Genomic DNA, 25,241 nt, shown 5'->3' on the forward strand with positions numbered 1-25,241 from the left:
GGATCTCTTCGAGAGCCAGGTTGATGGATACCCCGTCACGTTCGTTTCCGAGGAGTTGCCGTGGCTGCCTATACCTTGCGCCGCCTGCTGCTGATGATCCCCACCTTGCTGGGGATCCTGCTGCTCAACTTCGTCATCGTCCAGGCTGCTCCGGGCGGCCCCATCGACCAGATGCTGGCACGCTTCGAGGGCCTGTCCAGCCAATCCAGCACCCGCCTCGAGGGTGGCGGAGGCGAGGTGGTCGAAAGCGGTGACTCTCGTGGCAACCGTGGCATGCCGCCACAGCTCATCGAGCGCCTCGAGACCCAGTTCGGTTTCGACAAGCCGGCCCCGGAACGCTTCCTCGATATGCTCGTCGACTACGCCACCTTCGATCTCGGCGAGAGTTTCTTTCGCGGCAAGGCCGTCACGACCCTGATCCTCGAGCGCCTTCCGGTCTCGATCTCCCTGGGCCTCTGGACCACCCTGTTGGTCTATCTCATCTCGATCCCCCTGGGCATCCACAAGGCCCTGGCACATGGCTCGCGCTTCGACGTCTGGACCTCGGGACTGGTCATTGTCGGCTATGCCATCCCCGGTTTCCTGTTCGCCATCCTGCTGATCGTGCTGTTCGCCGGCGGCAGCTACTGGGATGTCTTTCCGCTGCGCGGCCTGACGTCGCCGGATTTTCCGGAGCTTTCGGCCTGGGGCAAGGTAAAGGACTATTTCTGGCATATCAGCCTGCCGGTCGCCGCCTCGGCCATCGGCAGCTTCGCCACCCTGACCATGCTGACCAAGAACAGCTTTCTCGACGAGATTCACAAGCAGTATGTGCTCACCGCCCGGGCCAAGGGTGCCAGTGATCGCCGAGTGCTCTATGGGCATGTCTTCCGCAATGCCATGCTGATCATCATCGCCGGCCTGCCTTCGGCGCTGATCGGCATCTTCTTCACCGGTGCCTTGCTGATCGAGGTGATCTTCTCCCTCAACGGCCTCGGTCTGCTGGGCTTCGAAGCCGTCATGCAACGCGACTATCCGGTGATCTTCGGCACCCTCTACCTCTACACCCTGATCGGCCTGATCCTGAAGCTGATATCGGATCTGACCTATGTGTGGGTCGATCCACGCATCGATTTCGAGACGCGGGAGTCCTGACCATGACGCGTGCTTCCACTTCTCGCCTGTCTCCCATCACCCGTCGCCGGCTCGAGGTCTTTCGGCAGAATCGTCGCGCCAGGGTATCGCTATGGGTATTCCTCGTGCTGTTCGTGATCAGCCTGGGCGCCGAGCTGGTGGCCAACGACAAGCCGCTGCTGATGCAGTATCAGGGCGACTGGTATGTCCCGTTGCTCGTCGACTATCCCGATACCGAATTCGGCGGTTTCCTGCCCACGCCGGCGGACTATCGCGATGCCTATACGCGAGAGGCCATCGAGGAAGACGGCTGGATGCTCTGGGCTCCCATCCCCTATTCCTACGACACCCTGGACATGACGCTGAGTCATCCCGCGCCATCGCCGCCGGACGTCGAGCACTGGCTGGGTACCGATGATCAGGGCCGCGACGTCCTGGCCCGGGTGATCTACGGTTTTCGGCTGTCGGTGATCTTCGCCCTGGTGCTTACTGCCGGTTCCATCGCCCTCGGCGTTCTGATCGGCGGCGTCCAGGGATATTTCGGGGGCAAGATCGATCTGGTCGGACAGCGCCTCACCGAGATCTGGTCGGGCTTGCCGGTGCTGTTCCTGTTGATCATCCTGGCCAGCATGGTCGAGCCCAACCTGTGGTGGCTGCTCGGCATCATGCTGCTGTTCTCCTGGTTGGGACTGGTCGACGTGGTGCGTGCCGAGTTCCTGCGAGCCCGAAACCTCGAGTATGTTCGCGCCGCCCGGGCCATGGGCTTGCCATCGCGGCTGATCATGTGGCGCCATGTACTGCCCAATGCCATGGTGGCCACCCTGACCTTCATCCCCTTCCTGTTCACCGGCGGCATCACCACACTGACCGCCCTGGACTTTCTCGGCTTCGGCCTGCCGCCCGGGTCGCCCTCGCTGGGTGAGCTCGTCGCCCAGGGCAAGAACAACCTCCAGGCCCCCTGGCTCGGCATCACGGCCTTCATGACCCTGTCGATCATGCTCTCGCTGCTGGTCTTCATCGGCGAGGGCCTGCGAGACGCCTTCGATCCCCGTCATATCCAGCATGCCGGTACCCGCCCCGCCGGCTCGAGGATTCCGCACGATGCCTGACCAGCCCCTGTTCCAGCTCGATGACCTGACCATCGCCTTCGACGGCATTCCGGTGGTCGAATCGCTGTCCCTTGACGTACGACGCGGCGAGACTCTGGCCCTGGTCGGCGAATCCGGTTCCGGCAAGTCCATCTCGGCACTGGGCGCACTGGGACTGCTGCCCGCCAATGCGTCGCTAAGCGGCGGACGCCGGCTCGATGGCCTCGATCTGACCGGCCTGTCGCAACGAGACTGGCGACGCGTCAGAGGGGGACGAGTCGGCTTCGTCTTCCAGGAGCCCATGACCTCCCTCAATCCCCTGCATAACGTCGGCAAGCAGATCGGTGAGGTTCTGCGACTGCACCAGGGTCTGACAGGCCAGGCCGCGCGTCGACGATGCCACGAGCTGCTCGAACGCGTACGCCTGCCACGTGCGACAGAGCTGCTCGAGGCCTGGCCCCACCAGCTGTCCGGGGGACAGCGCCAGCGAGTCATGATCGCCATGGCCATCGCCAATGGCCCTCGACTGTTGATCGCCGACGAACCGACCACGGCACTGGACGTCACGGTGCAGCGCGAAATTCTTGCCCTGCTGGCCGAGCTGCGCGATGAGCAGGACATGGGGATGCTGTTCATCACCCACGACCTCAACCTGGTACGCCGACACGCCGACCGCGTGTGTGTCATGCACCAGGGGCGCGCCCAGGAAACCGGTACCGTCGACGAGGTATTCGTCTCGCCACAAAGCCCCTGCACCCGTACGCTGCTGGATGCCGAACCGGGCGGTCGTCCCGCCCCCGTCGCCACCCGGGCATCGCTGCTCGATGCTCGCGGCATCGGCGTGAGCTTCCAGCGTCCGAAACGACTCTTTCAGCGTCGCCCCGCACCCTTCGAGGCGGTCAAGCCACTGGATCTGCAGGTAGCTCCCGGCGAAACCCTTGGCATCGTCGGTGAATCGGGGTCCGGCAAGAGTACGCTCGCCCAGGCATTGCTGCGTCTCGTCCCCTGTCGCGGCACCCTCGACTTCGACGGTATCCGGCTGGACCAGTTGCGTGGTGGCGATATACGACGCCAGCGACGGCGCTTCCAGGTCGTTTTCCAGGATCCCTTCGGGTCGCTCTCGCCTCGCATGCCGGTGTCCGACATCATCAGCGAGGGACTGCGCTTCCACCATCCCGAACTCGGCGCCGACGAGGTGGAACAGCGCGTCACCGACACCTTGAAAGAAGTCGGCCTTCCCGAAGGGTGCGCTTCCCGCTATCCACACGAGTTCTCCGGCGGCCAGCGCCAGCGTATCGCGGTCGCCCGAGCCATCATCATGGCGCCCGAACTGATCGTGCTGGACGAACCGACCTCGGCCCTGGACCGCAGCGTCCAGGCACAACTCGTCAGCCTGTTGCGAGAACTGCAGTGTCGGCGCGGCATCAGCTACCTGTTCATCAGTCACGACCTGGCCGTGGTACGCGCCATGGCGCATCGCATCCTGGTGCTCAAGGATGGTGAGGTAGTGGAAAGCGGCGACTGTCTCGATGTGCTCGAACACCCCGCCACGGACTATACGAAGGCCCTGGTGGAGGCCGCAGGTCTCCGAGAGCGCCTGCAAGACCTTCAACAGTGATGGGGTTCATGTTGAACGCGGCTTCGGGGCTTTTCCCGAATGCTCGGCGAGCCGCGGACGAATCCACTCCCTGACCCGTGCCTTCTCGCCAGTCGCCATGATGATTCGTGTTGCCGGCAAAAGATAACGGTATAAATAGAAAGCGTTCTATCGGCCATCGCCCCGACCGTTAAATCTGCACAGCTCGACCTCCCATGGTCGCGCCTATACTGGCCCGAAGGGAGCCAAGGGTCGAAGAACGCCATATGCGCCAATTCATCTGTCTGTCGTGGCGGGTCATGCTAGCGCTGTTCCTGCTCTGCCTTCTGGCGTCGGCCCAGGCCTCGACCATCTCGTTGACGGATGACTGGGAATATCGTTGGGGGGACTCTCCCCTCGACGGGACAGGGACACCGGCCTGGGTCAGCGGCCCACCCGACGATACCGCCTGGCAGGCCATCGGTTTCCCTTCCAATCCCCCTGACCGCGATGGGCAGCGACATGCCTGGTTCCGCACGGTCCTGCCGACGGACGGCGAATGGCGAGACCCCGTGCTTTATATCTACAGTGTCGACCTTCTTACCGAGGTCTACCTGGAAGGACAGCGGATCTACCGCTACGGCGATTTCGATGAGCGTGGCGAAGGTCGCTTCGCAGGCTGGCCATGGCACATGATCGAGCTCCCCCGGGATTTCGCCGGCAAGCCGCTCTATTTTCGCGTCTACTCCGATTACACCGATATCGGCCTGTGGGGGGAAATAAAGCTCATGGAGCGCGCCGACCTGTTCGGCTATCTGCTTCGACACTCGGCCGTCGACCTGATCATCGGCCTTCTCTGTCTACTGCTCGCCCTGCTGGCTGGCGTCTTCAACGTGATCCAGACTGGCACACGCTACAATTTCGCCCCCGTCGCCCTGTTCGCGTTCGCCTCGGGGATCATGATTCTGGCCGATACGCAGGCCAGTCAGATGCTGATTGATCGCCCCTTGCTATGGGACTACCTCTCCGCCTGTGGCTACTACACCTTGCCGGTCGCCATCGGCCTGCTGCTGGAACACTGGTACACCGATACCCGGACGCGACTGATCCGGCGCATCTGGCAATGCCATTTGCTCTATCTGCTCGCGGCACTGGGCGCGGCCCTGACGGGATGGGTCAACCTCTCCACCACCTTTCCCGTCTTCGATCTCCTGCTGGTCGTCAGCCTCGGCCTGCTGACGACGATCATCGCACCACGCCTGCGCCAGCTTGATGCAGAACAGAAAGCCATTCTGGCCAGTCACGCGCTTTTCGGGCTGCTCCTGGTGGCCGATATGGCCGTGGCCCACGGCGTGCTCCCGTGGTGGCGAGTACCGGTCAGCATCGGTGCCCTGATCTTCGTCCTGGCCATCGTGGCCATCTCGCTGTTCGAGTACAGCCGCACCCACAAGGAACTCAAGCGCCTCAACTTGCGCCTGGAACAGGAGGTGGCCCAAAGGACCGGTGAGCTGCAGACCCTGGTAAAGCGGCTCGAGACCTTTTCCTACACGGATCCCCTCACCGGGCTGCACAATCGTCGCTACTTCGCCGAACTACTGGAACAATCCGCTGCCCAGGCACGACGACAGGGCTATCCATTGACCCTGGTGATGATCGATATCGATCACTTCAAGCGGATCAACGACCTTTATGGCCATGAGGCAGGTGACAGCGTCCTGGCGGCCATCGCCAGCCGCCTGACACAACATTTCCGGGAAGCCGACGTAATCTGCCGACTGGGCGGTGAAGAGTTCGCCGTGCTCATGCATGACACCGAGGCCAGTGACGTCCAGGAACGAACCCAGGCCCTGCTCGAAACGCTGGCCTGCACCGTCCATCATCATCAGGAGACGCCGGTGGGCACCGTCACCATCTCCTGCGGCATCGCATCCTATCCCCTGCATGCCGACGACCCCCTGGCGCTTGTCGGGCTCGCCGACAAGGCACTCTATACCGCCAAGCATGCAGGCAGGGCCCGAACCCACATCTACGCCTGAGATCAGTGGATGGCCCACGAACGAAACGTCAGGCCTCGCTCGGATGCTTTCCTCTCAGAACAACGCCACTTCTTCGGGACTCAACTCACGCCACTCTCCCGGCGCCAGAGTGTCATCGAGCATCAACTCACCCACCGATTCGCGATGCAGGGACTCGACATGGTTACCGATGGCGGCAAACATGCGCCTGACCTGATGGTAGCGCCCCTCGTCGATGACCAATCTGACGCGGTGCGCATCCAGGCAGGTCAGTTCGGCCGGTCGAGTCGGCGTGTCGTCTCCCTCGAGCTCGATCCCTTCGGCGAAGGCTGCCACCGCGCGCCCGGCCGCGTCGCCATCGAGGGGGCGGGCCAGATGGGCAAGATAGGCCTTGGGGCAACGTCGGCGCGGCGAGGTGATACGATGCGACCACTTTCCATCATCGGTGATCAGCAAGAGCCCCGTGGTTTCGACATCGAGCCGCCCGACAGGCTGCAAGCGCTCGAGCTTGGGGACATCGAGCAGATCCACCGCGCGCGGATAAAGGCCTCGCCGAGCCGTGCACTCCACGCCTTCAGGCTTGTGAAGCATGATATAGCGCGTCCCGACCAGGGACAGGGTCTCGCCCAGCCAGACGATCCGGTCGGTTTCCCCCACGTGCCGAGCCGCCTTCTTCTCCAGCTCACCATTGACAGTGACCTCGCCGCGAATCAAGGCCCGCTTGGCCAGGCCGCGAGTCAGGTCGGTACTTTCCGCCAGAAAGCGATCCAATCGCATCAGTCACCGACTCCGTCCGACAGGGTGAAATGATCGGCATCCTGCCAGGCGGGAAACTTCTCGCGAAAAGCCTGCAGGTCCTCCAGCGACAGTGTCCCGGTCTTCATGAAAGGCAGGCCCTCGGGTTCATCGATCAGTGCCTCGCCCTTCGCATCGAGCAGCATGGAGTCGCCCGCATAGCCGAGCCCCTTGGCATCTTCGCCGACACGGTTGACGCCGATCACCGGACACAGATTCTCCACCGCACGCGCCTGCAACAGCACGCGCCAGGGGTGACGACGCGGCGCCGGCCAGTTGGCGACGCACAGCAAGGCATCATACTCGAAGTGTTCACCGGGAGCCGGCTGCTGGCGCAGCCATACCGGAAAGCGCAGGTCGTAGCAGACACTGAGCAGAATCCGGAACCCCTTGAGCTCGACGATCACCCGCTCATGGCCCATGGCATAACGCTCGTGCTCACCGGCCATGCGAAACAGGTGGCGCTTGTCGTAGTTCACCAGGCTGCCGTCAGGTCGCGCCCAGACCAGACGATTGAAATAATCGCCTCCCTCGACCACCGCCACGCTGCCGGTAACCACGCAACCACGCTGCACGGCCTGGTCACGCAGCCAGGCGACGGTCGCGCTTTCGTCCATGGGTTCGGCCATTTCCCTGGAGTTCATGGTGAACCCAGTGGCGAACATTTCCGGCAACACGATCAGGTCGGTCTGATCGCCGTCAAGGGCGCCCAGCGTCTCCTCGAGCATCCGGCAGTTGGCATCGGGATCTTCCCAGCGCAGATCGCACTGCACCAGGGTCGTTCGCAGCTCGCTCATACAGAGACTCCATCATCGGGACCAGGGTTGGTATTCAGCCTAACCGAGACACCGGCATCGCGCAGCCATGGCATCGAAGCGATACCGGCCCTATGATAGGTCGGACATTCTTAGGAAGCTTAACATGCCAAGGAATCAAACCGTCTCCCCCGACGCCGGCAAGGGGGTCGGCTTCGGCCTCGCGGCTTACCTGATGTGGGGATGCTTCCCGCTCTTCTTTGCCTTGTTCGAGGGCATCCCCGCCTATGAGGTACTCATCCACCGAGTCCTGTGGTCCTGCGTGTTCCTGGTGGGGCTGGTCACCCTGCTGCGTCGCTGGTCACCGGTCACCGAGGCCCTGCGCCACCCGCGTCGACTCGGTCGGGTACTGGCCTGTGCGGTGTTGATCGGGCTCAACTGGGGGCTCTACATCTATGCCGTGGAAAGCCGCCAGGTGCTCCAGGCGAGTCTCGGCTATTTTCTGACGCCCCTGGTCAACGTGACGCTCGGCCTGCTGGTACTGCGCGAACGCATGCACCGCCTGCAGGGGGTCGCCGTGGCCATGGCCGGCATCGCCATCATCATCCAGCTGGTGATGCTCGGCGAGGTGCCCTGGATCAGTCTGGCTCTGGCACTGTCCTTCGGTACCTATGGACTGCTGCGCAAGCAAGTGCCGCTGGATGGCCTCTCCGGCCTGTTCGTCGAGACTCTGCTGCTGATGCCACTCGGCCTGCTGGCACTCGCCTGGCTCAGCGAGGCGGGGCTATCCCACTTCCTGGCCGATCATCGCAGCACACTGCTGCTGATCACCAGCGGCGTGATCACCGCATTGCCTCTGCTGGCCTTCGCCGGCGCCGCACGTCGTCTGCGCCTGGCCACCCTGGGGTTTCTGATGTATCTCAACCCGAGCATCCAGTTCCTGATCGCCCTGCTGGTGTTCAACGAACCCCTGGCGCCGACGCAGCTGGCGACCTTCATCCTGATCTGGTGCAGCCTGGCCCTCTACTCCTGGACGGCCTGGCAAGGCCGTCCGAGGGAGGCAAATGAAACCTGATACCATCGTGATGGCCCCGTCGGGACGACAGCCCCACCGATCCGGTTCGTCGATCAGGCCCATCGGCCGGGCTCGATACCGTCTCGCCCCCAGTCGAACTCGAGACGTGAACGCTTCCTGATGCGCTGACGCTGACCATGACCGGCGGATCGTTTAGTCTGTCAGATGTTCTCGCTCCCTGATTCTCCCACCTGCGACTGGCCCGGATGCTCAAGAAATATCTCCCGATACTGACCTGGCTCCCTCACTACACCCGCCGCCTGTTCGGTGCCGACCTGCTGGCGGGCGTGATCGTCACCGTCATGGTAATCCCCCAGTCGCTGGCCTACGCCATCCTCGCCGGTCTCCCGGCAGTCGTCGGGCTGTACGCCAGCATCCTGCCGCTGCTGGCCTATACGCTGCTCGGCACCAGTCGCACCCTGGCCGTCGGACCGGTGGCGATCATCGCCCTGATGACCGGTGCGGCCCTCTCCGGCGTGGCGCCGCCGGGCTCGCCGGCCTATCTTGATGCGGCCCTCACGCTGTCGTTGCTGTCCGGGGCGATGCTGCTGGTCATGGGCATCTTGCGCCTCGGCTTCTTCGCCAACTTCCTCAGCCACCCGGTGATCGGTGGCTTCCTTTCCGCTTCGGGCCTATTGATCGCCATCAGCCAGCTCACCCACTTGTTCGGCATCGATGTCTCGGGCTATACGGCCCTTTCACTACTGACGGGGCTGGTCTCGCATCTCGATGCACTGCACTGGCCGACGCTCGCTCTGGGCACCGGCTGTCTGGCCTTTCTTGTCGTCATGCGACGTTACGGCAGGAGCGCCTTGATGGCGATCGGCATGTCCAGGGGGCTGGCCGCGCTCTGCGCCAGGGCCGGCCCGGTGTTCGCCGTCATCATCACCACCCTGCTCAGTTGGTGGCTGGACCTAGGAGGCCTGGGTGTCGATGTGGTCGGCGACGTGCCAGGAGGCCTGCCTCCCCTGACCTTTCCGACGATCGACCTGCCGCTGTGGCGGGAGCTGCTGGTGCCGGCCCTGCTGATCAGTGTGGTCGGCTTCGTGGAATCGATCTCCATGGCACAGATGCTGGCCGCCAAGCGCCGCGAACGCATCTCGCCCAACCAGGAACTGCTCGGCCTGGGCGGCGCCAATATCGCTGCCGCCCTCTCTGCCGGCATGCCGGTCACCGGCGGCCTGTCGCGTACCGTGATCAACTTCGAGTCCGGTGCCCGAACCCCCATGGCCGGCGCCTTCGCCGCCATTGGCATCGCCCTGGTCACCCTGGCCTTGACCCCGCTGCTGCGTCACCTGCCCGTCGCCACACTCGCCGCCACCATCATCGTGGCCGTGCTGACCCTGGTGGACATCCCCTTGATCCGGCAGACCTGGCGCTATTCGCGCAGCGATTTCTCGGCCATGGCCCTGACCATGCTGTTGACACTGATCGAGGGCGTCGAGGCCGGCATCATCAGCGGCGTCGCTCTCTCCATCGCGCTCTTCCTGTACCGCACGAGCCGCCCTCACAGTGCCCTGGTGGGCCGTATCCCCGGTACCGAGCACTTCCGCAGCGTCACCCGGCACAGTGCCGAGACCCTGAGTCATCTGGCACTGCTGCGCGTCGACGAAAGCCTCTACTTCGCCAATGCTCGCTACCTGGAGGATACCGTCTATACCCTGGTGGCCAGCCGTCCGGAACTGGAGCACGTGGTACTGATCTGCTCGGCGGTGAACCTGATCGATGCCTCGGCGCTGGAAAGCCTCGACGCCATCAACGCTCGCCTCAAGGATTCACGCGTCACCCTGCACCTGGCCGAGGTCAAGGGGCCGGTAATGGACCGTCTCAAGAAGAGCCACTTCCTCGATGACTTGTCCGGTCGCGTCTTCCTGAGCACCTACGCCGCCTGGAGCGAATTGAAACGACGGGAAGCGTGAGGCCGAGAGTGGCACCTCGAGAGGCCAGACGACGCAAGACGGAGCCCGCGTGATCCTTGAAGGATCGTCGATTCCTCCAAACATTCCAGACCGCCAGGACGCGCGGGCCATACCCCGGCAAACGGCGGTTTCACTCCGCGTGCCACCAGCCACGGCATGGGGGGCGACAGAGCGTCGCGCCTGGATACAGGGTCACGACAAGGCATGATCGGTTATCATCGAAGCCTGTCTCGATCGCGGAGCGACCATGCAAGCCCCCCTGCCACTGCCGCTGTCCACCCCGAACCGCAACCTGGTCCGCTTGACCATCGTCCGGGGCATCACCTGGACCGGCTTTCTGATCGGCGTCATCATCGGCATCGCCGGACTCGGGTTCGCACTCGATATCCCCGCGGTGGTCGCGGTGATGGCAGTGATGAGCCTGATCAACATCGGCACCTGGTGGCGCTTGGGCCGCCCCCGGGCCGTGACGCACGGCGAATACCTCACCCATCTGCTCGCCGACATGATCGGCCTGACACTGCTGTTCTACCTCATCGGCGGCTCCACCAATCCCTTCATCGGCTACTACCTGGTGCCGGTGACCATCGCCGCCGCGACCCTGCCCTGGCGCCATGCCTGGGCAGTCGCTGCCACCGGCATGGCCGGGTACAGCTTCCTGATGTTCTTCTACCATCCGGTACCGCAACTCGGCATGCCCCACGCCGATAGCTGGATCAACCTGCATACCCTGGGCATGTGGCTCAACTTCGCCCTCTCGGCAGGGCTGGTGACCTTCTTCATCTACAAGATGGCGCGCGCACTGCGCAATCGTGAACAGTCGCTGTCGCGCACTCGGGAGTCGGCGCTGCGCAACGAGCAGGTGCTTGCCGTGGCGACCCAGGCCGCCGGCACCGCCCATGAACTGGGTACACCGCTATCCACCATGGCGGTACTGCTGAGCGAAATGCGCGAGGACGCCGCCGGCGATACCCGTCTGGAAAAGGACATCGACCTGCTCCGTGAACAGGTCGACACCTGCAAGACGCGTCTACGCCACCTGGTCGACAACGCGGACCGCCGTCGCATGGCCAACGCCGAAGTACGAGATGCCAAGGAGTGGCTGCACAGCGTGGTACAGCGCTGGCTGGTACTGCGTCCCGATGTCGACCATCGCCTCGAAGTCGCCGAGCGACGCGGTCAACCCAAGCTGGCCGTAGACGCCACCCTGGATCAGGCCTTGACCAACCTGCTCAACAACGCCGCCGACGCCAACCCCAACGATATCGTCGTTCACATGGATTGGAACATCGAGGAAGTGGTCATCGACATACGCGATCATGGCCCTGGCGTCGCCCTGTCGATCGCCGATCAACTCGGCGACACCTTCGTCTCCACCAAGAGCAAGGGGCTCGGCATCGGCCTGTTTCTGACCCACGCCACCATCAACCGCTTCGGCGGAGGCGTGAGCCTGTACAATCATCCGCAAGGCGGCACCCTGACCGAGGTCAGCCTGCCCCGTAACGACACTTCGGCCTGAACCGACGCCCGAAGGAGGACCCGAGCATCATGCGAGAGACACCCCAACGCCTGCTGGTCGTCGACGACGACGAAATGTTTCGCCATGTACTGCATCGTGCCATGACACGACGCAACTTCGAGGTCCTGGTGGCCCACGACGGTGCCGAGGCCCTGGATCTGGCGCACCGCTACCGCCCGGCGTTCGCGACCCTGGATCTCAAGCTGGAGAACGAATCGGGGCTCAAGCTGTTGCCGGAGTTGCTGGAACTGGTGCCGGATTGCCGCGTGGTGGTATTGACGGGATATTCGAGCATCGCCACCGCCGTCGAAGCCATCAAGCTCGGCGCCGTCAACTACTTGTGCAAGCCGGTCGACGCCGACGAAGTGTTGGCGGCGCTATCCCGGGAGGAAGGCGACCCGGAAGCCGAAGTGGCGGACACACCCCCCTCGATCAACCGCCTGACCTGGGAACACATCCAGAAGGTGCTGCAGGAGCACGACGGCAATATCTCCGCTACCGCGCGGGCCCTCGGCATGCACCGCCGTACCCTGCAGCGCAAGTTGCAGAAGCGGCCGGTCAGGCACTAGGCACTTTCTGAAAGTATCTGGCAACGGTGCCGGCCGCTCTCGCGTTACATGCCCTTCGGCGCGAAGATGCCCGGCGCGTTGCGCCAGTATCCCTTGTAGTCCATGCCATAGCCGAACACGTAACGATCGGCAACCTCGAGGCCGCAATGGTCGGCCTTGAGTCCGGGTACTGCCTTGCGATCATGCCGCTTGTCCACGAGCACCGCCGTGGCGACACTCGCCGCACCGGCCTCCCGACAGTAATCGAGTATGGCAGCCAGGGTCGCTCCTTCATCGAGGATATCGTCGACGATCACCACGTGCCGACCCGCCATGGGAATCTCCGGCGATACGCGCCAGAATAGCTCCCCACCGCGAGTACCGCCGCGATAGCGGGTGGCATGCAGGTAGTCGACTTCGAGGGGAAAGCCCAGGCGGGTCAGCAGGTGCCCGGTAGTGATCAAGCCCCCGTTCATGACGCAGTAGAAGACCGGCAGGCTGTCTCCGAGATCGCGGGTCAGTTCTTCGGCCATGCGGTCCAGAGCACGCTCGATCTCCTGCTGGGAAATCAGGCAATCGGCGCTATCCATGACCGCACGCATGTCGGCCAGGGACGGAAGGGCATCGGCATCGAGTTTAGGCATCGAAGGCTCGTTGTTGCAGTGTCGAAAGGAGGTCAGTCGGCGGCCATGGCTTCGAGGCGCGCATGTACACGACGCCAGCGCGCCAGTGCGCTCATGGCGTCGAGATCGGGACGTGCACGGCCGTAACGCAACCTGGCGGTTCGTTTTGAGGTCCGTCCTCGGCAGGCTTCCAGCACCTCGAGGGCAGCTTGTCGGTCATTGCATACCAACAGGGTATCGCACCCCGCCTCCAGGGCCAGGCGAGCTCGATCGGCCGGCGTGCCGGCGGAGCTCGCCCCGGCCATGCTCAGGTCGTCCGAGAAGATCGTCCCCTTGAATCCCAGGGTTTCACGCAGCATGCCGAGCCATGCCGGGGAAAATCCCGCCGGACGGTCATCGAAGTCGGGATAGACCACATGCGCCGGCATCATGCCATCCAGGCGCGACGCCAGGGTGCGGAAGGGGATCAGGTCACGGGCACGCAGGTCCGCCAGGGAGCGCTCGTCCACGGGCAGCTCATGGTGAGAATCGGCGGCGACGCCGCCATGGCCGGGGAAGTGCTTGCCCACGGCGGCCATGCCGGCTTCGTGAAGCCCCTCGATGAAGGCGCCGGCCAGCCCGCTTACCGCTTCCGGCGAGCCGCCGAAACTTCGATCGCCGATGACCGAAGAGACGCCACTGTCGACATCAAGCACCGGAGCGAAGCTCAAATCCAGCCCGCAACCCGCCATTTCCATGCCGAGCAACCAGCCGGCATCCTGACACAGGCGCCGGGCAACCTCAGGGGCAACCTCGTATTCACGGCCCAGGCGCGCCATCGACGGCAGGCGTGTCACCCCCTGACGCAGGCGCTGCACCCGACCACCTTCCTGATCGATGGCCAACAGCAGCTCGGGACGGACCTGGCGGATCGACTGGCAGAGTTCACGCACCTGTGCGGCATCCTCGACATTGCGGCCGAACAGGATGATCCCCCCTACCGAAGGGTGCCCGAGAAGCTCCTGCTCCTCGCGGCGCAGCCGAGGGCCCTCAAGGTCCAGCATCACCGGTCCGAGCGTCTGGGTCATGGTCGCGTTCCTGACGAGATGAGGGCCAGATTCTAGACCATCCCGCCGCGACGCGACAGCCCGTCCAGATTCGTGCCAGCGAGGCGGACAGCCCCCTGACATTGTCCGTACAATGCGGGCAGGGACACCACGGAAGGAGAACTTCATGCCCGGCACCCTCCCCACGTTTCTGCTCTGGCCGCTCGCCGCACTTCTGGGCCTTAGCCTCGGCAGCTTCCTGAACGTGGTCATTACCCGCCTGCCGGTAATGCTGATGCGCAACTGGCGCGCCGAAGCCCGGGCGGCCCTGTCGCTCGAGCCGGAATCGTCGCCACGCTTCGATCTTCTCGGCCCCTCCTCGATGTGCCCACGTTGCGAGGCGCCCATCGCCTGGCGACACAATTTGCCACTGATCGGCTGGCTCGGACTGCGTGGCCGCTGCGCCCATTGCCGAAAGCCGATCAGCCTCCAGTACCCTCTGGTGGAACTCGCCGGTGGTCTCTTCACGCTGGCGGTCCTGGCGCTTCACGGCCCCACCCTGGAAGCAGCCTTCATCCTCGGTGCCTGTCTGACCCTGCTCGCCCTGGCGGTAATCGACCTGCGATTGCAGTTATTGCCGGACATTCTCACCCTGCCGCTGCTCTGGGCGGGCCTGCTCTATCACCTGCTTTTCCAGCCTTTCGGCTTGCCGAATGCCGTCCTCGGCGCCATGATCGGCTATGTGTCGCTATGGGGCTTTCATGGACTTTTCCAGCGTGTGACGGGCAAGCGCGGCATGGGCCACGGCGACTTCAAGTTGATGGCGGCACTGGGCGCCTGGCTCGGCTGGCCCTATCTGCCCTTGCTGTTGATCCTGTCCGCGGCAGGTGGCGCCCTGTTCGGCCTGGTGACCCAGGCCCTCGACCCCCGGAAACGCAGTCAGCCCATACCGTTCGGTCCCTGGCTCGCCCTCGCCGGCTGGATAATGTTGCTGGCCGGCGAGCCACTGATGGCGTTGTACCTGCAATGGATCTCATGACATGACATCAAGGCCCCTTATCATCGGCGTCACCGGCGGCATCGCCTCGGGCAAGTCCACGGTGGCACGCGCCTTCGCCCGATACGGGATTCCCTGGGTAGATGCCGATGACATCGCTCGGGACATCGTCGCGCCGGGCGAGCCGGCGCTGGACGAGATCCGCCGGCGCCATGGCGCAGACATACTGCTCGAAGATGGCAGCCTCGATCGTCGCGCCCTGCGTGACATCATCTTCGCCGACGAAGCCGAGCGCCGCTGGCTGGAATCGGTCACCCACCCTCGCATTCGGGCAAGACTCGGTGAACGCCTGGCGAGCTTTCGCCAAGGCGATGTACCCTATGGTCTGCTGGTCTCGCCGCTGCTGTTCGAATCCGGTCAGCGCGAGCTGGTCGACCGCTGCCTGGTCATCGATGTCCCCGAGTCACTGCAGATCGAACGCACCGCCCGCCGCGACGGGGTCGACGAAGCCCAGGCACGTGCCATCGTGGCGGCTCAGATGCCTCGCGACGAACGTCTTTCCCGGGCCGATGATATCCTGACCAACGATGGCAACGAGCAGCACCTGGCCGACCGGGTCGCCGAGCTCGATCGGCAGTATCGCACTCCCGGCGGATTGCCCCCGACCCGCTGATTCGTCATCCTTGTCATTGATCCGTCACCGCCACCCGCGACGAGAATTTTCCCCATGTCCGAATCCCATGCAGACCGCCCCCTGGAAATCGCCTGTCCCCAATGCCGCAAGAAGGTTCTCTGGACGAAGGACAACCCCTACCGTCCCTTCTGCAGCAAGCGTTGCCGATTACTGGACCTGGGCGCCTGGGCGGATGAGTCGCATCGCATCGCTGGCGAGCCTTCCATGGATGAGACCGATATCGACGCCATGCTGGCCCGCGCCGACCGTGACGACTCGTTGACGTGACACTGATGACACAGGCTCCGGAATACCGGTTACTGGCAGAACTGGAAGCCGCGTTCGATGACCTGGTCGAGCGCGCCGAGGCCCTGGTCGACACCTGGCGTCTTTCCAACGCCGATGCCTGGTCCTTCGATACGCCCCGGGCAGATGCCGCCTGGTTGCACCGGGCATTGCTCGACTTCTGGTATCAGGAGGGGCAGGACGGCCGCAGCACCCGCAGCTACATTGGCCTGGTCGCCGCGAATGAAGCCGTCATGAAGAAGCTCGACGCCGTCAATGCCGCCAAGCGAATCCTCGCCGAGCAGTTTGCCGAAATACGCCGTGAGGTACCAAGCCTGATCCCCGAGATCAAGGCCGTGATGCCCTTTCGCCACCCAGCCCTGCATGATCATCTACGCGGTGTCGGCCTGGCACGACTTCATCTCAAGCAATGCTGGAGAGCCATCCCCGTGGCACCGGCTGAAGTGTCTCGCATTCGGCTGGCCTGGTACACCAGTGGGCGCTCCATCAAGCGCCTGAGCGTCCGGGACGCCGAACGCATGTTGCTGGCACTGGATAGCGACGCGGATCATATCCGCATCCAATTACGTACCCTGGCGGGATTGCCCGACAGTGAGCCCTTGGCCCAAGTGCAACCCCAGGCCCCCTTGATGCGTGCCAATCTGTTCTTTCGAGAACCGCTCGAAGACGGCCATTCCCGGCTGGCGATGAACGTTGCCCTGCCCTTGTTTGTACCGGCGACGAATGGCCGACTTCCGGATATCAATCAGCCCTCGTCATGCCCTCCCGAACAGCGCACCAGAGCCAAGCGTAGCGATGTGCGCCTCGAGGAGGCTCCGCTACTGCCCAGCCTGCGGGTCTATCGGTATCGGGACAGGTAGTCAGTTAGGATCAGGCAATCTTGCCCAGGGCCTTCAAGGTTTCCAGGAGGTGGCTGACGCTGTCCGCTGGCTGGGCGTAGTCCTGCATCAACGCCTTGAGTCGATGCTCGAACGTAGCTTCACGCTCGCGCTGCCGCTCTTCCTCGTCCAGGGCCGCCAAGGAACGTACCGGGGGGCCAGTGGGGATATCCAGAGCACTGTCGGGTTGCTCGAGCTCACGCAACGCCTGCGCAAAGGCGTCATCAAGCTCACGGAACTTGCGTAATTTCTCACGCTCATCCATGGGTTTTCGTGAATTCTGATATTTCATTCGCTACCGATCGGTTCCAGGTAAAACCGCGAAAGGAAGATGGCATTGACCATAGCCTGGCAAGGCACAGGGCGTCAGTATACCCGCTTGGACCGCAACTATCACCAGTTGTTGCCTAGCCTCGGATGATGAGAGAAAGCTCTCACATAGTATGCCAAATCGCTCATCCTTCCTAAGAAAACTTGCCTTAACCGTATTTTAACGGCATAAAGGGCATTGATTATCAGGCACTAACCCAACCATTTCATGCCATATCGCTTGACCAGAGCACCCGTAGGGGTCGTATACAGCACTCACGGACAACGTTTGCATGACCGCGAGTCGGGTTCACGGATGACGGACGACCTACGCAGGGCCAGACAATGAGAAACGAGATGATACGGGCCGAGATCTGGCTGCAGGATACACTGGGTACCGCATCGGGGCTCGAAGAACTGGCTCACCGCATGGGTTACTCTCCCTCGCAGATCCGACGCCGCTTTCGCGATGTATTTGGCCTGTCGCCGGGGGTCTATCGAGACCAGCTCAGGCTCGCCAAGGCAGCCAGGCTATTGGTCCAGACGCCCCTGAGCGTGAAGACTATCTCCTCGACCTGCGGCTATCGCAATCACTCGGCCTTCACGCGCGCCTTCCAGAAATACCATGGCAAGACCCCCCGACGCTATCGACAGCAACGACAGCTCGATCTCTGCATTCAGCAGCAAGGCCAGGCCAGCTTCGCCTACCATATCGACGAGCTGCCGCCGAACCATGCTGTATTGACGCGCCTTTACAACACGCCCCTGGCCCTGGATGACTCGCGCGAGTGGCAGCAATACCTCAAGGCCGTCCCCTCGGAGATCCAGGCACTCGACAAGACCGTCCCCATCGCGATCCTGCAGGACGAGACACTGGGCAATGAGTTGCCACGCTTCGATATCGGCGTTCAGATCGATCCCGCCAGCGCTCAGGATCTGGCGCTCCCCCCGACGTTCCGGCTCATCCAGCTGCCACGGCAGCGCCATGCCCACCTGCACTTGAATACCGCCTGCCAGCTCAGCGAAGCCATGCGCTTCATGAGTTACCGTAGTCTTTCGGGCGAAGGCGAAGCCCTCAGCGGAGAGCCCCCCCATATCATTCCTCGGGCAGAAGGATGGAAACTGCGCATTCCATTACGCTGATCACCAGCGCGTTGCGACCTCACCACTCCAAGAAAATGACCGACCAGTGTGTCATAGAGCTGACCACCCCCTTGAAACGAAAAAAGCACTGCCACTCGCAAGGGCAGTGCTTTTCGTACCGTCAGGACTTCCGCTTCGCCTGACGCTTTCCAGCCTTCAGGCAAGGCATCAAGACGTGATCAGTCTTCTACGCGAACCAGCCAGGATTCAACGGTATCGGCACCGAATTCATCCTTCCAGCTCTTGAGCGTCTTCTGATTACCGCCGCGCGTCTCGACGACTTCGCCGGTATTGGGGTTCTTGTAGATCTTCAGCTTGCGCTTGCGCCGACCACCCGTGCCAGCCGCAGCACTCTTGGCCGCACTACCGCCGCTACCGGTCTTGGGACCGAGCAGCTCGATCACATCTGCCGCACTCTTGCCGAATTCATCCATGAGCGCCTGCAGCTTGTTCTTGAACTCGAGCTCCGCCTTGAGGCGTTCGTCGTTCTCGAGCTTTTCCAGCTCGGCCTGCAGCTGCTTGAGCTGCTCTTCCTTCTGCATGTAGTTACTGAGCAGTGAAGACATCTAAATATTCCTTGATTTACGGGATGGGACGTTACGGGACAATTGTTATTATCGCGTTTAATCACACAATGAGCAACTCTCGCTTTCGAGTTTCCCTTAACTCCTCGAAGAGACACTCGCCGACGCCATGAGTTCCCGCCTTATAATATAAGAGACAGTTAAAATATATGTCGCTTGAGCGCCCGGAAATACCGCTAACTTTATTGAGACCTCCCGTCGTACATATAAAGCATTCTCATGCGCGCAACACACAAAAAAACACCGCCCCGTGAGGGGCGGTGTCGAGATGGGACTCGGCGAACGCTAGCGCCGGTGGATCAATCCTGCCCCATCTGCTGCTTGATCAGATCGCCGATGGTGGTCGGAGCATCTCCTCCCTCGACGTCCTGCTCGCGCAGCTTGCTCATGTTACGACGCGTGTCATCCTGATCCTTGGCCTTGACGGACAGGTTGATCTGACGATTCTTACGGTCCACACCGACGATGCGTGCCTCGACACTATCGCCTTCGTTCAGAGCATTGCGAGCATCCTCGACGCGATCAGCACTGATCTCGGAGGCTTTCAGCACGGCGACGACGTCGGTGGCAAGCTCGACGTGAGCTTCCTTGGCATCGACCTCGACAACACGGCCCGTGACGATGGACCCCTTGTCGTTGACGGCCAGGAACTCGGCAACCGGATCGGTATCGAGCTGCTTGATACCCAGCGAGATGCGCTCGCGCTCGGGATCGATGGACAGAATGACAGCCTCTGCCTCATCGCCCTTCTTGAACTGGCGGACGGCTTCCTCGCCACCTTCGGTCCAGGAGATGTCGGACAGATGAACCAGACCGTCGATTCCGCCTTCCAGACCGATGAAGATACCGAAGTCGGTAATCGACTTGATGGTACCGGATACCCGGTCGCCCTTGTTGTACTGAGCGTTGAAGGTTTCCCAGGGGTTGGCGGTGCACTGCTTGATGCCCAGCGAGATACGACGACGCTCCTCGTCGATATCCAGCACCATGACGTCCACATCGTCACCGACCTGAACGACCTTGGAGGGGTGGATGTTCTTGTTGGTCCAGTCCATTTCGGACACGTGGACCAGGCCCTCGACACCCTCTTCCAGCTCGGCGAAGCAGCCGTAGTCGGTGAGGTTGGTGACCGTGGCATGCACCTTGGTGCCTTCCGGGTAGCGATCCTTGATGTTGACCCACGGATCTTCGCCCAGTTGCTTCAGGCCCAGAGAAACGCGGTTGCGCTCGCGGTCGAACTTCAGAACCTTGACGTTGACCTCGTCACCGACGGCCACGATTTCGCTGGGATGCTTGATGCGCTTCCAGGCCATGTCGGTGATGTGCAGCAGACCATCGACACCACCCAGATCGACGAAGGCACCGTAGTCGGTCAGGTTCTTGACGATACCGATGATCTGCTGGCCTTCCTGCAGCGTGGCGAGCAGCGCTTCGCGCTCGGCACTGTTCTCGGCCTCGAGCACGGCGCGGCGGGAAACCACCACGTTGTTGCGCTTCGGATCGAGCTTGATGACCTTGAAGTCGAGTTCCTTGTTCTCGAGGTGCGTGGTGTCGCGCACCGGACGCACATCGACCAGAGAGCCCGGCAGGAAGGCGCGGATGGAATCCACGTCGACGGTGAAGCCGCCCTTGACCTTGCCGTTGATCACGCCCTTGACGATCTCTTCCTTCTCGAAGGCAGCTTCCAGAACCTTCCACGCCTCGGCGCGCTTGGCTTTCTCGCGAGACAGACGGGTCTCACCGAAGCCGTCTTCAACGGCTTCCAGAGCGACGTGCACTTCGTCGCCGACGGCGATGGTCAGTTCGCCGTTTTCATCGCGGAACTGAGCCGCGGGGATCTGACCTTCGGACTTCAGGCCGGCATTGACGGTGACCCAGTCACCTTCGATGTCGACAACGGCAGCCGCGACGATGGCGCCCGGCTCCATGTTGATGTCCTGGAGAGACTGTTCAAACAGTTCAGCAAAGCTTTCGCTCATGATGTTCCTACGTGATCAACGTGAGTGCGGCCTGGGCCGCTTTCCTCCGCACCACCAGCGAGTGCGGGCCATTTCAGACTACCCTCGGGGATGTTGGCGCTGGTTCGACCTGGACGGGCTCACGGAAATAAATGCCCCTCCACGTCATCACATCTTGCCGAAGGCGCCGCAAGGGAGTTTCAGGCATCCGGCGCCAGGCCCTCTCGGGCCAGCAATGCCGTCAGCCGATCCACCACTTCCGGTATCGTCAGGCTCGTGGTATCCAGTGTGACGGCATCATCGGCCGGCACCAGTGGCGCCACGCTGCGCTGCATATCCCGTGCATCGCGTGCCTGAATCTCCTTTAGAAGACTCGATAGACTAGCATCCACCCCAGCCTCTCGCAACTGCAGGTGTCGTCGCCTCGCGCGTTCCTCCGCCGAGGCGGTGAGAAAGATCTTGAGTGGCGCATCCTGGAAGACCACTGTTCCCATGTCACGGCCATCGGCCACCAGACCTGGGGACTGACGAAAATCCCGCTGACGCTGCAACAGGGCAGTGCGGATGTCGGGCAGTGCGGCTACCCGCGAGGCGGCATCGCCGACTCGCTCGGTGCGAATATCGCCGGTCACCTCCTGCCCCTCGAGCAGTACTCGTCCTTCCCCGCCCTCGGCAAGGAACACCACGTCGAGACCGGTGGCGATCCGCGCCAGGGCCGGTTCGTCATCCAGCGCGACTCCATGACGAAGCGCTGCCAGGGCGGTGAGCCGATAGAGCGCGCCGCTATCGAGCAGATGCCATCCCAGGCGCTCGGCGACGAGTCGACTGATCGTGCCCTTGCCGGCGCCTCCCGGCCCATCGATGGTCAGCACCACGGCCTGTTCGGTCATGCATCCTCCTGTTGCGCCTCGATGGTCAGCCCCACGCGCCGCGCCAGATCGATGAAACCGGGGAAAGACGTCGCCACATTGGCGCAGTCATCGACAGTGATCGGCGCATTCGCTCGCAACGCCGCCACCGTAAAGGCCATGGCAATGCGGTGATCACCCAGGCTGTCGACCCGACCACCGCCATAGCTCGGCCCTTCTCCGCCCTGCCCGACGATATCGATACCGTCCTCATACAGTCGGTGCTCGACGCCCAGTATCGAGAAGCCATCGGCCATCGCCTGGAGCCGGTCGGATTCCTTGACTCTCAACTCGGCAGCATCGCGCAGACGCGTCACGCCTTCGGCGTTGGCAGCGGCGACGAACAGCGCCGGGAACTCGTCGATGGCCAACGGCACTTGGTCGACAGGAATGTCAATACCCTTGAGCAGTGCGTAACGGATGCGCAGATCGGCCACCGGCTCGCCGCCGACCTCGCGTTCGTTCTCGAGACGCAGGTCGGCGCCCATCAGGCGCAGGATATTGATCACGCCGATGCGGGTCGGATTGACACCGACGTGCTCGAGCACCAGATCGGCCCCCGGCGTGATCGCCGCCGCCACCAGGAAAAAGGTCGCCGAGGAAATATCGGAGGGTACATCGATGGGTGCAGCGGTCAGCGCGCCTCCTCCCTCGAGCCAGCAGGTATCGCCCTCACGATCCACTCGATAACCGAAACCGCCCAGCATGCGCTCAGTATGATCGCGGGTCGGCGCCGGCTCGCGTACTCGTGTCTCGCCCTCGGCATACAGGCCGGCGAGCAGCAGGCAGGACTTCACCTGAGCACTGGCCATCGGCATGTCGTAGGTGATGCCCTTGAGTCCCTTTCCACCATGCAGCTTGAGAGGTGGGCGTCCGCCTTCAGCGGTCTCGATCACCGCTCCCATCTCGCGTAACGGATCGGCAACCCGTCCCATGGGGCGCTTGGTCAAGGAGACGTCGCCGGTCAGTTCGGTATCGAACGACTGTCCCGCCAGAAGCCCCGCGAATAGTCGCATGGCCGTGCCGGCATTGCCGACATAGAGAGGCCCCGACGGCGCCTTCAAGCCATGCAGGCCGACCCCATGAATCGTCACCCGCCCCTGGTGCGGCCCTTCGATGGCGACGCCCATCTCGCGAAACGCCTGCAGGGTCGCCAAGCTATCCTCGCCCTCGAGAAAGCCCGACACCTCGGTCACCCCCTCCGCCAGGGCACCGAGCATGATGGCACGGTGAGAGACCGACTTGTCGCCAGGCACGCGAATGCGCCCCCTGACTTCACCACCGGGACCGGCCCGGTAGCGCAACGTCGCTTGTTCTTGCATCTGGTACTCCGCCTGATAACTGCTCTGGTTCAGTAAAGAATCGAAGTAGCGCCGGGCATGACTGGCGCGATCAAAGGTCGACAGCATGGCATCGGCATCACTGTCGGCGACAGCCCGACGCAAGCAGGCAAGCCCCGCTTCAAAATCATCGAGGGCGGTCAGCACCGCATGCCGATTGGCAGTGAAGATATCGCGCCACATCACGGGATCACTGCCGGCGATACGGGTGAAGTCACGAAAGCCACCGGCGGCATAACGGAATATCTCCAGCCGATCATCCTGGCGCGCCAGGGTATCCACCAATGAAAAAGCCAACAGATGAGGCAGATGGCTGGTGCGAGCCAGGACCTGGTCGTGGTGTTCCACTTCCATTTCCAGCACCTCGGCCCCGGCGGCCTGCCAAAGACGCCTTACTCGGGCAACGGCATCCGGTGCAGTCGTCGCACTCGGCGTCAGGATCACCTTGTGCCCCATGTAGAGGCGAGCGTCGGATGACGCCACCCCGCTCTTTTCGGATCCTGCGATGGGATGGCCCAGCACTAGATTGTTCGGCAGACTACCGAAGGCTGCCTCGGCCGCTTCACGAATGGCGCCCTTGGTGCTGCCGACATCGGTGATCACCACCGAAGGATCACCTGCCACGCCTTGCTCCGCCAGCGTTCCGAGCACATCCCGCATGGCCAGCACCGGCACCGCCAGCACGATCAAGCTGACGTCATCGAGCAATGCTGCCAGGCAGGTACCGCCCCGGTCGATCAATCCCATCTCGATGCCCCTGGCGATCTCGTCGGCATCCGGGTCGCAGGCGAGAATCTCTCCCTTGGCCCCGGCGGCGCGCAAAGCGGCTGCCAGGGAGCCTCCGATCAGGCCGAGACCGACGATCAGCAACCGGGGTTCACGAACCTCATGCGCCATGCCTAGAGCACGCCCATCGGAAAAGAACCGAGCACCTTGAGCTCGGCGGCCCGCAGCTGGATCTCCTCGAGCACCGCGGCGACGCGTGGTTCGGCGCGATGCCCCTTGAAATCGATGAAGAAGACGTAGTTCCAGACGCCACTACGCGACGGCCGCGTTTCCAGACGCGTCAGATCGATCTGATGGCGATGGAAGGGCTCCAGCAGATCATGCAGCGCCCCCGGGTGGTTACGCATGGCCACCACGATCGAGGTCTTGTCGTCCCCTGACATCGGGACATCCTGATTGCCGATGATCAGGAACCGTGTGGAGTTGTCGGGGCGATCCTCGATCTTCTCGGCGATGCGCGTCAGCTCGTAGAGCTTGGCGGCCATGTCGCCGGCGATGGCGGCGCTGTGCCACTCGGTCTTGACCAACCGGGCCGCCTCGGCATTGGACGACACCGGCACACGCTCGGCCTGCGGATAATGGGCATCCAGCCACTTGCGACATTGCGCGAAGGATTGAGGGTGGGAGTAGATCCGCGACACCTTGTCCCGCCGCGTATTGTCGGACACCAGCAGGTGATGATGGATACGCAGCACGACCTCGCCGCAGATGCGCATGCCCGAATCCATGAAGGAATCCAGGGTGTGATTGATCACCCCTTCGGTGGAATTTTCCACCGGCACCACCCCATAGTTGACGGCCCCGGCCTCCACTTCCCGGAAGACTTCATCGATAGCCGCCATCGGCAGGCTGACCGCGCTTTCGCCAAAGTGCTTGAGCGCTGCCTGCTGAGTGAAAGTGCCTTCCGGCCCCAGATAGGCCACCTTGACCGGCTGTTCCAGTGCCAGGCAGGCGGACATGATCTCGCGAAACAGCCGTGCCATTTCTTCGCTATCCAGCGGGCCGTCGTTGAGCTCCATGATACGCCGAAGCACCTGGGCTTCCCGCTCGGGGCGGTAGAAAACCGCCTTGGGATCGTCCTGGGTCTTGATCTCGGCCACATTGCGAGCACACTCGGCGCGCTCGCTGATCAAGCGCATGATGTCGGAATCGAGCTGGTCGATACGCTGACGCAGCCCCTCGAGTTCCTTGGGGGTGTCACTCATCGTTTTCCCCTGATTATCAAATTATCAAGCCGGAAGCCGGAAGCCGGAAGCCGGAAGCCGGAAGCCGGAAGCCGGAAGCCGGAAGCCGGAAGCCGGAAGCCGG

Annotated in this window: 23 protein-coding genes; 13 read left to right on the plus strand and 10 right to left on the minus strand. The window is 62.8% G+C overall.

The window, feature by feature from the left end:
• Positions 1 to 60: 60 nt before the first annotated feature.
• The 4 genes from LU493_RS10270 to LU493_RS10285 all read left to right on the plus strand — a co-directional run bounded on the left by LU493_RS10270 (position 61) and on the right by LU493_RS10285 (position 5,813).
• A complete protein-coding gene (locus LU493_RS10270; RefSeq protein ID WP_275287700.1) occupies positions 61 to 1,134 on the plus strand; it encodes a microcin C ABC transporter permease YejB in 1,074 nt (357 codons plus the stop codon).
• Between the two features lie 2 nt (positions 1,135 to 1,136).
• Positions 1,137 to 2,222 carry an ABC transporter permease gene (locus LU493_RS10275; protein WP_275287701.1) on the plus strand — a complete coding sequence of 362 codons (1,086 nt, stop codon included), beginning with the start codon at positions 1,137 to 1,139 and terminating at the stop codon, positions 2,220 to 2,222.
• The gene (locus LU493_RS10280) at positions 2,215 to 3,819 is read left to right on the plus strand and encodes an ABC transporter ATP-binding protein (protein ID WP_275287702.1); all 1,605 of its coding nucleotides are present in this window, start codon (positions 2,215 to 2,217) and stop codon (positions 3,817 to 3,819) included. The genes LU493_RS10275 and LU493_RS10280 overlap by 8 nt, the downstream gene beginning before the upstream one ends.
• Before the next feature lie 245 nt (positions 3,820 to 4,064).
• Positions 4,065 to 5,813 carry a GGDEF domain-containing protein gene (locus tag LU493_RS10285; RefSeq protein ID WP_275287703.1) on the plus strand — a complete coding sequence of 583 codons (1,749 nt, stop codon included), beginning with the start codon at positions 4,065 to 4,067 and terminating at the stop codon, positions 5,811 to 5,813.
• 54 nt (positions 5,814 to 5,867) lie between these two features.
• Here LU493_RS10285 and LU493_RS10290 read toward each other — a convergent pair whose 3' ends face one another.
• Together LU493_RS10290 and LU493_RS10295 are read right to left on the minus strand one after the other, a co-directional pair.
• Positions 5,868 to 6,569, minus strand: coding sequence for a pseudouridine synthase (locus LU493_RS10290; RefSeq protein WP_275287704.1), 702 nt, complete (start codon positions 6,567 to 6,569; stop codon positions 5,868 to 5,870).
• Positions 6,569 to 7,384 carry an amidohydrolase gene (locus LU493_RS10295; protein WP_275287705.1) on the minus strand — a complete coding sequence of 272 codons (816 nt, stop codon included), beginning with the start codon at positions 7,382 to 7,384 and terminating at the stop codon, positions 6,569 to 6,571. Before LU493_RS10295 ends, LU493_RS10290 begins: the two co-directional genes overlap by 1 nt.
• A 124-nt stretch (positions 7,385 to 7,508) precedes the next feature.
• Between LU493_RS10295 and rarD the strand changes: the two genes are divergently transcribed.
• From rarD to LU493_RS10315, 4 genes are all read left to right on the plus strand, one after another.
• Entirely contained in the window at positions 7,509 to 8,417 is a 909-nt protein-coding gene (gene rarD / locus LU493_RS10300; protein WP_275287706.1) for an EamA family transporter RarD, read from the plus strand.
• Positions 8,418 to 8,623: 206 nt separating this feature from the next.
• Entirely contained in the window at positions 8,624 to 10,336 is a 1,713-nt protein-coding gene (locus LU493_RS10305) for a SulP family inorganic anion transporter (protein WP_275287707.1), read from the plus strand.
• Positions 10,337 to 10,583: 247 nt separating this feature from the next.
• Positions 10,584 to 11,855: an ATP-binding protein gene (locus LU493_RS10310; RefSeq protein WP_275287708.1), complete on the plus strand. Its 1,272-nt coding sequence runs from the start codon at positions 10,584 to 10,586 to the stop codon at positions 11,853 to 11,855.
• Positions 11,856 to 11,884: 29 nt separating this feature from the next.
• Positions 11,885 to 12,424, plus strand: a complete 540-nt coding sequence (locus LU493_RS10315) for a response regulator transcription factor (protein ID WP_275287709.1) — start codon at positions 11,885 to 11,887, stop codon at positions 12,422 to 12,424.
• A 44-nt stretch (positions 12,425 to 12,468) separates the two neighbouring features.
• Here LU493_RS10315 and LU493_RS10320 read toward each other — a convergent pair whose 3' ends face one another.
• Together LU493_RS10320 and nagZ are read right to left on the minus strand one after the other, a co-directional pair.
• Positions 12,469 to 13,047, minus strand: coding sequence for a hypoxanthine-guanine phosphoribosyltransferase (locus LU493_RS10320; protein ID WP_275287710.1), 579 nt, complete (start codon positions 13,045 to 13,047; stop codon positions 12,469 to 12,471).
• 32 nt (positions 13,048 to 13,079) lie between these two features.
• Positions 13,080 to 14,093: a beta-N-acetylhexosaminidase gene (nagZ, locus tag LU493_RS10325; RefSeq protein WP_275287711.1), complete on the minus strand. Its 1,014-nt coding sequence runs from the start codon at positions 14,091 to 14,093 to the stop codon at positions 13,080 to 13,082.
• A gap of 145 nt (positions 14,094 to 14,238) precedes the next feature.
• On the opposite strand from nagZ, the gene LU493_RS10330 reads away from it, so the two are divergent.
• Genes LU493_RS10330 through LU493_RS10345 form a run of 4 tightly spaced genes read left to right on the plus strand, consistent with a single transcriptional unit; the run spans position 14,239 to position 16,887 of the window.
• On the plus strand, positions 14,239 to 15,090 hold the full coding sequence (locus LU493_RS10330; RefSeq protein WP_275287712.1) for a prepilin peptidase: 852 nt from the start codon (positions 14,239 to 14,241) through the stop codon (positions 15,088 to 15,090).
• Between the two features lies 1 nt (position 15,091).
• Positions 15,092 to 15,721 carry a dephospho-CoA kinase gene (coaE, locus tag LU493_RS10335; RefSeq protein WP_275287713.1) on the plus strand — a complete coding sequence of 210 codons (630 nt, stop codon included), beginning with the start codon at positions 15,092 to 15,094 and terminating at the stop codon, positions 15,719 to 15,721.
• A 54-nt stretch (positions 15,722 to 15,775) separates the two neighbouring features.
• On the plus strand, positions 15,776 to 16,009 hold the full coding sequence (yacG, locus tag LU493_RS10340; protein ID WP_275287714.1) for a DNA gyrase inhibitor YacG: 234 nt from the start codon (positions 15,776 to 15,778) through the stop codon (positions 16,007 to 16,009).
• A 5-nt stretch (positions 16,010 to 16,014) separates the two neighbouring features.
• Positions 16,015 to 16,887, plus strand: coding sequence for a DNA replication terminus site-binding protein (locus LU493_RS10345; RefSeq protein WP_275287715.1), 873 nt, complete (start codon positions 16,015 to 16,017; stop codon positions 16,885 to 16,887).
• 10 nt (positions 16,888 to 16,897) lie between these two features.
• On the opposite strand, the gene LU493_RS10350 is transcribed toward LU493_RS10345, so the two are convergent.
• Positions 16,898 to 17,170, minus strand: coding sequence for a hypothetical protein (locus tag LU493_RS10350; RefSeq protein WP_275287716.1), 273 nt, complete (start codon positions 17,168 to 17,170; stop codon positions 16,898 to 16,900).
• 401 nt (positions 17,171 to 17,571) lie between these two features.
• On the opposite strand from LU493_RS10350, the gene LU493_RS10355 reads away from it, so the two are divergent.
• Positions 17,572 to 18,357, plus strand: a complete 786-nt coding sequence (locus LU493_RS10355; RefSeq protein WP_275287717.1) for a helix-turn-helix transcriptional regulator — start codon at positions 17,572 to 17,574, stop codon at positions 18,355 to 18,357.
• A 179-nt stretch (positions 18,358 to 18,536) separates the two neighbouring features.
• On the opposite strand, the gene LU493_RS10360 is transcribed toward LU493_RS10355, so the two are convergent.
• The 5 genes from LU493_RS10360 to pheA all read right to left on the minus strand — a co-directional run bounded on the left by LU493_RS10360 (position 18,537) and on the right by pheA (position 25,138).
• Positions 18,537 to 18,923, minus strand: a complete 387-nt coding sequence (locus LU493_RS10360) for a histone-like nucleoid-structuring protein, MvaT/MvaU family (protein WP_275287718.1) — start codon at positions 18,921 to 18,923, stop codon at positions 18,537 to 18,539.
• 317 nt (positions 18,924 to 19,240) lie between these two features.
• The gene (gene rpsA / locus LU493_RS10365) at positions 19,241 to 20,920 is read right to left on the minus strand and encodes a 30S ribosomal protein S1 (protein WP_275287719.1); all 1,680 of its coding nucleotides are present in this window, start codon (positions 20,918 to 20,920) and stop codon (positions 19,241 to 19,243) included.
• A 179-nt stretch (positions 20,921 to 21,099) separates the two neighbouring features.
• Positions 21,100 to 21,789, minus strand: coding sequence for a (d)CMP kinase (gene cmk / locus LU493_RS10370; protein WP_275287720.1), 690 nt, complete (start codon positions 21,787 to 21,789; stop codon positions 21,100 to 21,102).
• Positions 21,786 to 24,044, minus strand: coding sequence for a bifunctional prephenate dehydrogenase/3-phosphoshikimate 1-carboxyvinyltransferase (locus LU493_RS10375; protein ID WP_275287721.1), 2,259 nt, complete (start codon positions 24,042 to 24,044; stop codon positions 21,786 to 21,788). The genes cmk and LU493_RS10375 overlap by 4 nt, the downstream gene beginning before the upstream one ends.
• A 2-nt stretch (positions 24,045 to 24,046) precedes the next feature.
• Complete coding sequence (pheA, locus tag LU493_RS10380; protein ID WP_275287722.1) at positions 24,047 to 25,138, minus strand: prephenate dehydratase; 1,092 nt, start codon at positions 25,136 to 25,138, stop codon at positions 24,047 to 24,049.
• Between the last annotated feature and the right edge of the window lie 103 nt (positions 25,139 to 25,241).

The organism is Halomonas elongata (genome assembly GCF_029081005.1).
In the GTDB taxonomy this organism is placed as follows: Bacteria; Pseudomonadota; Gammaproteobacteria; order Pseudomonadales; family Halomonadaceae; genus Halomonas; species Halomonas elongata_B.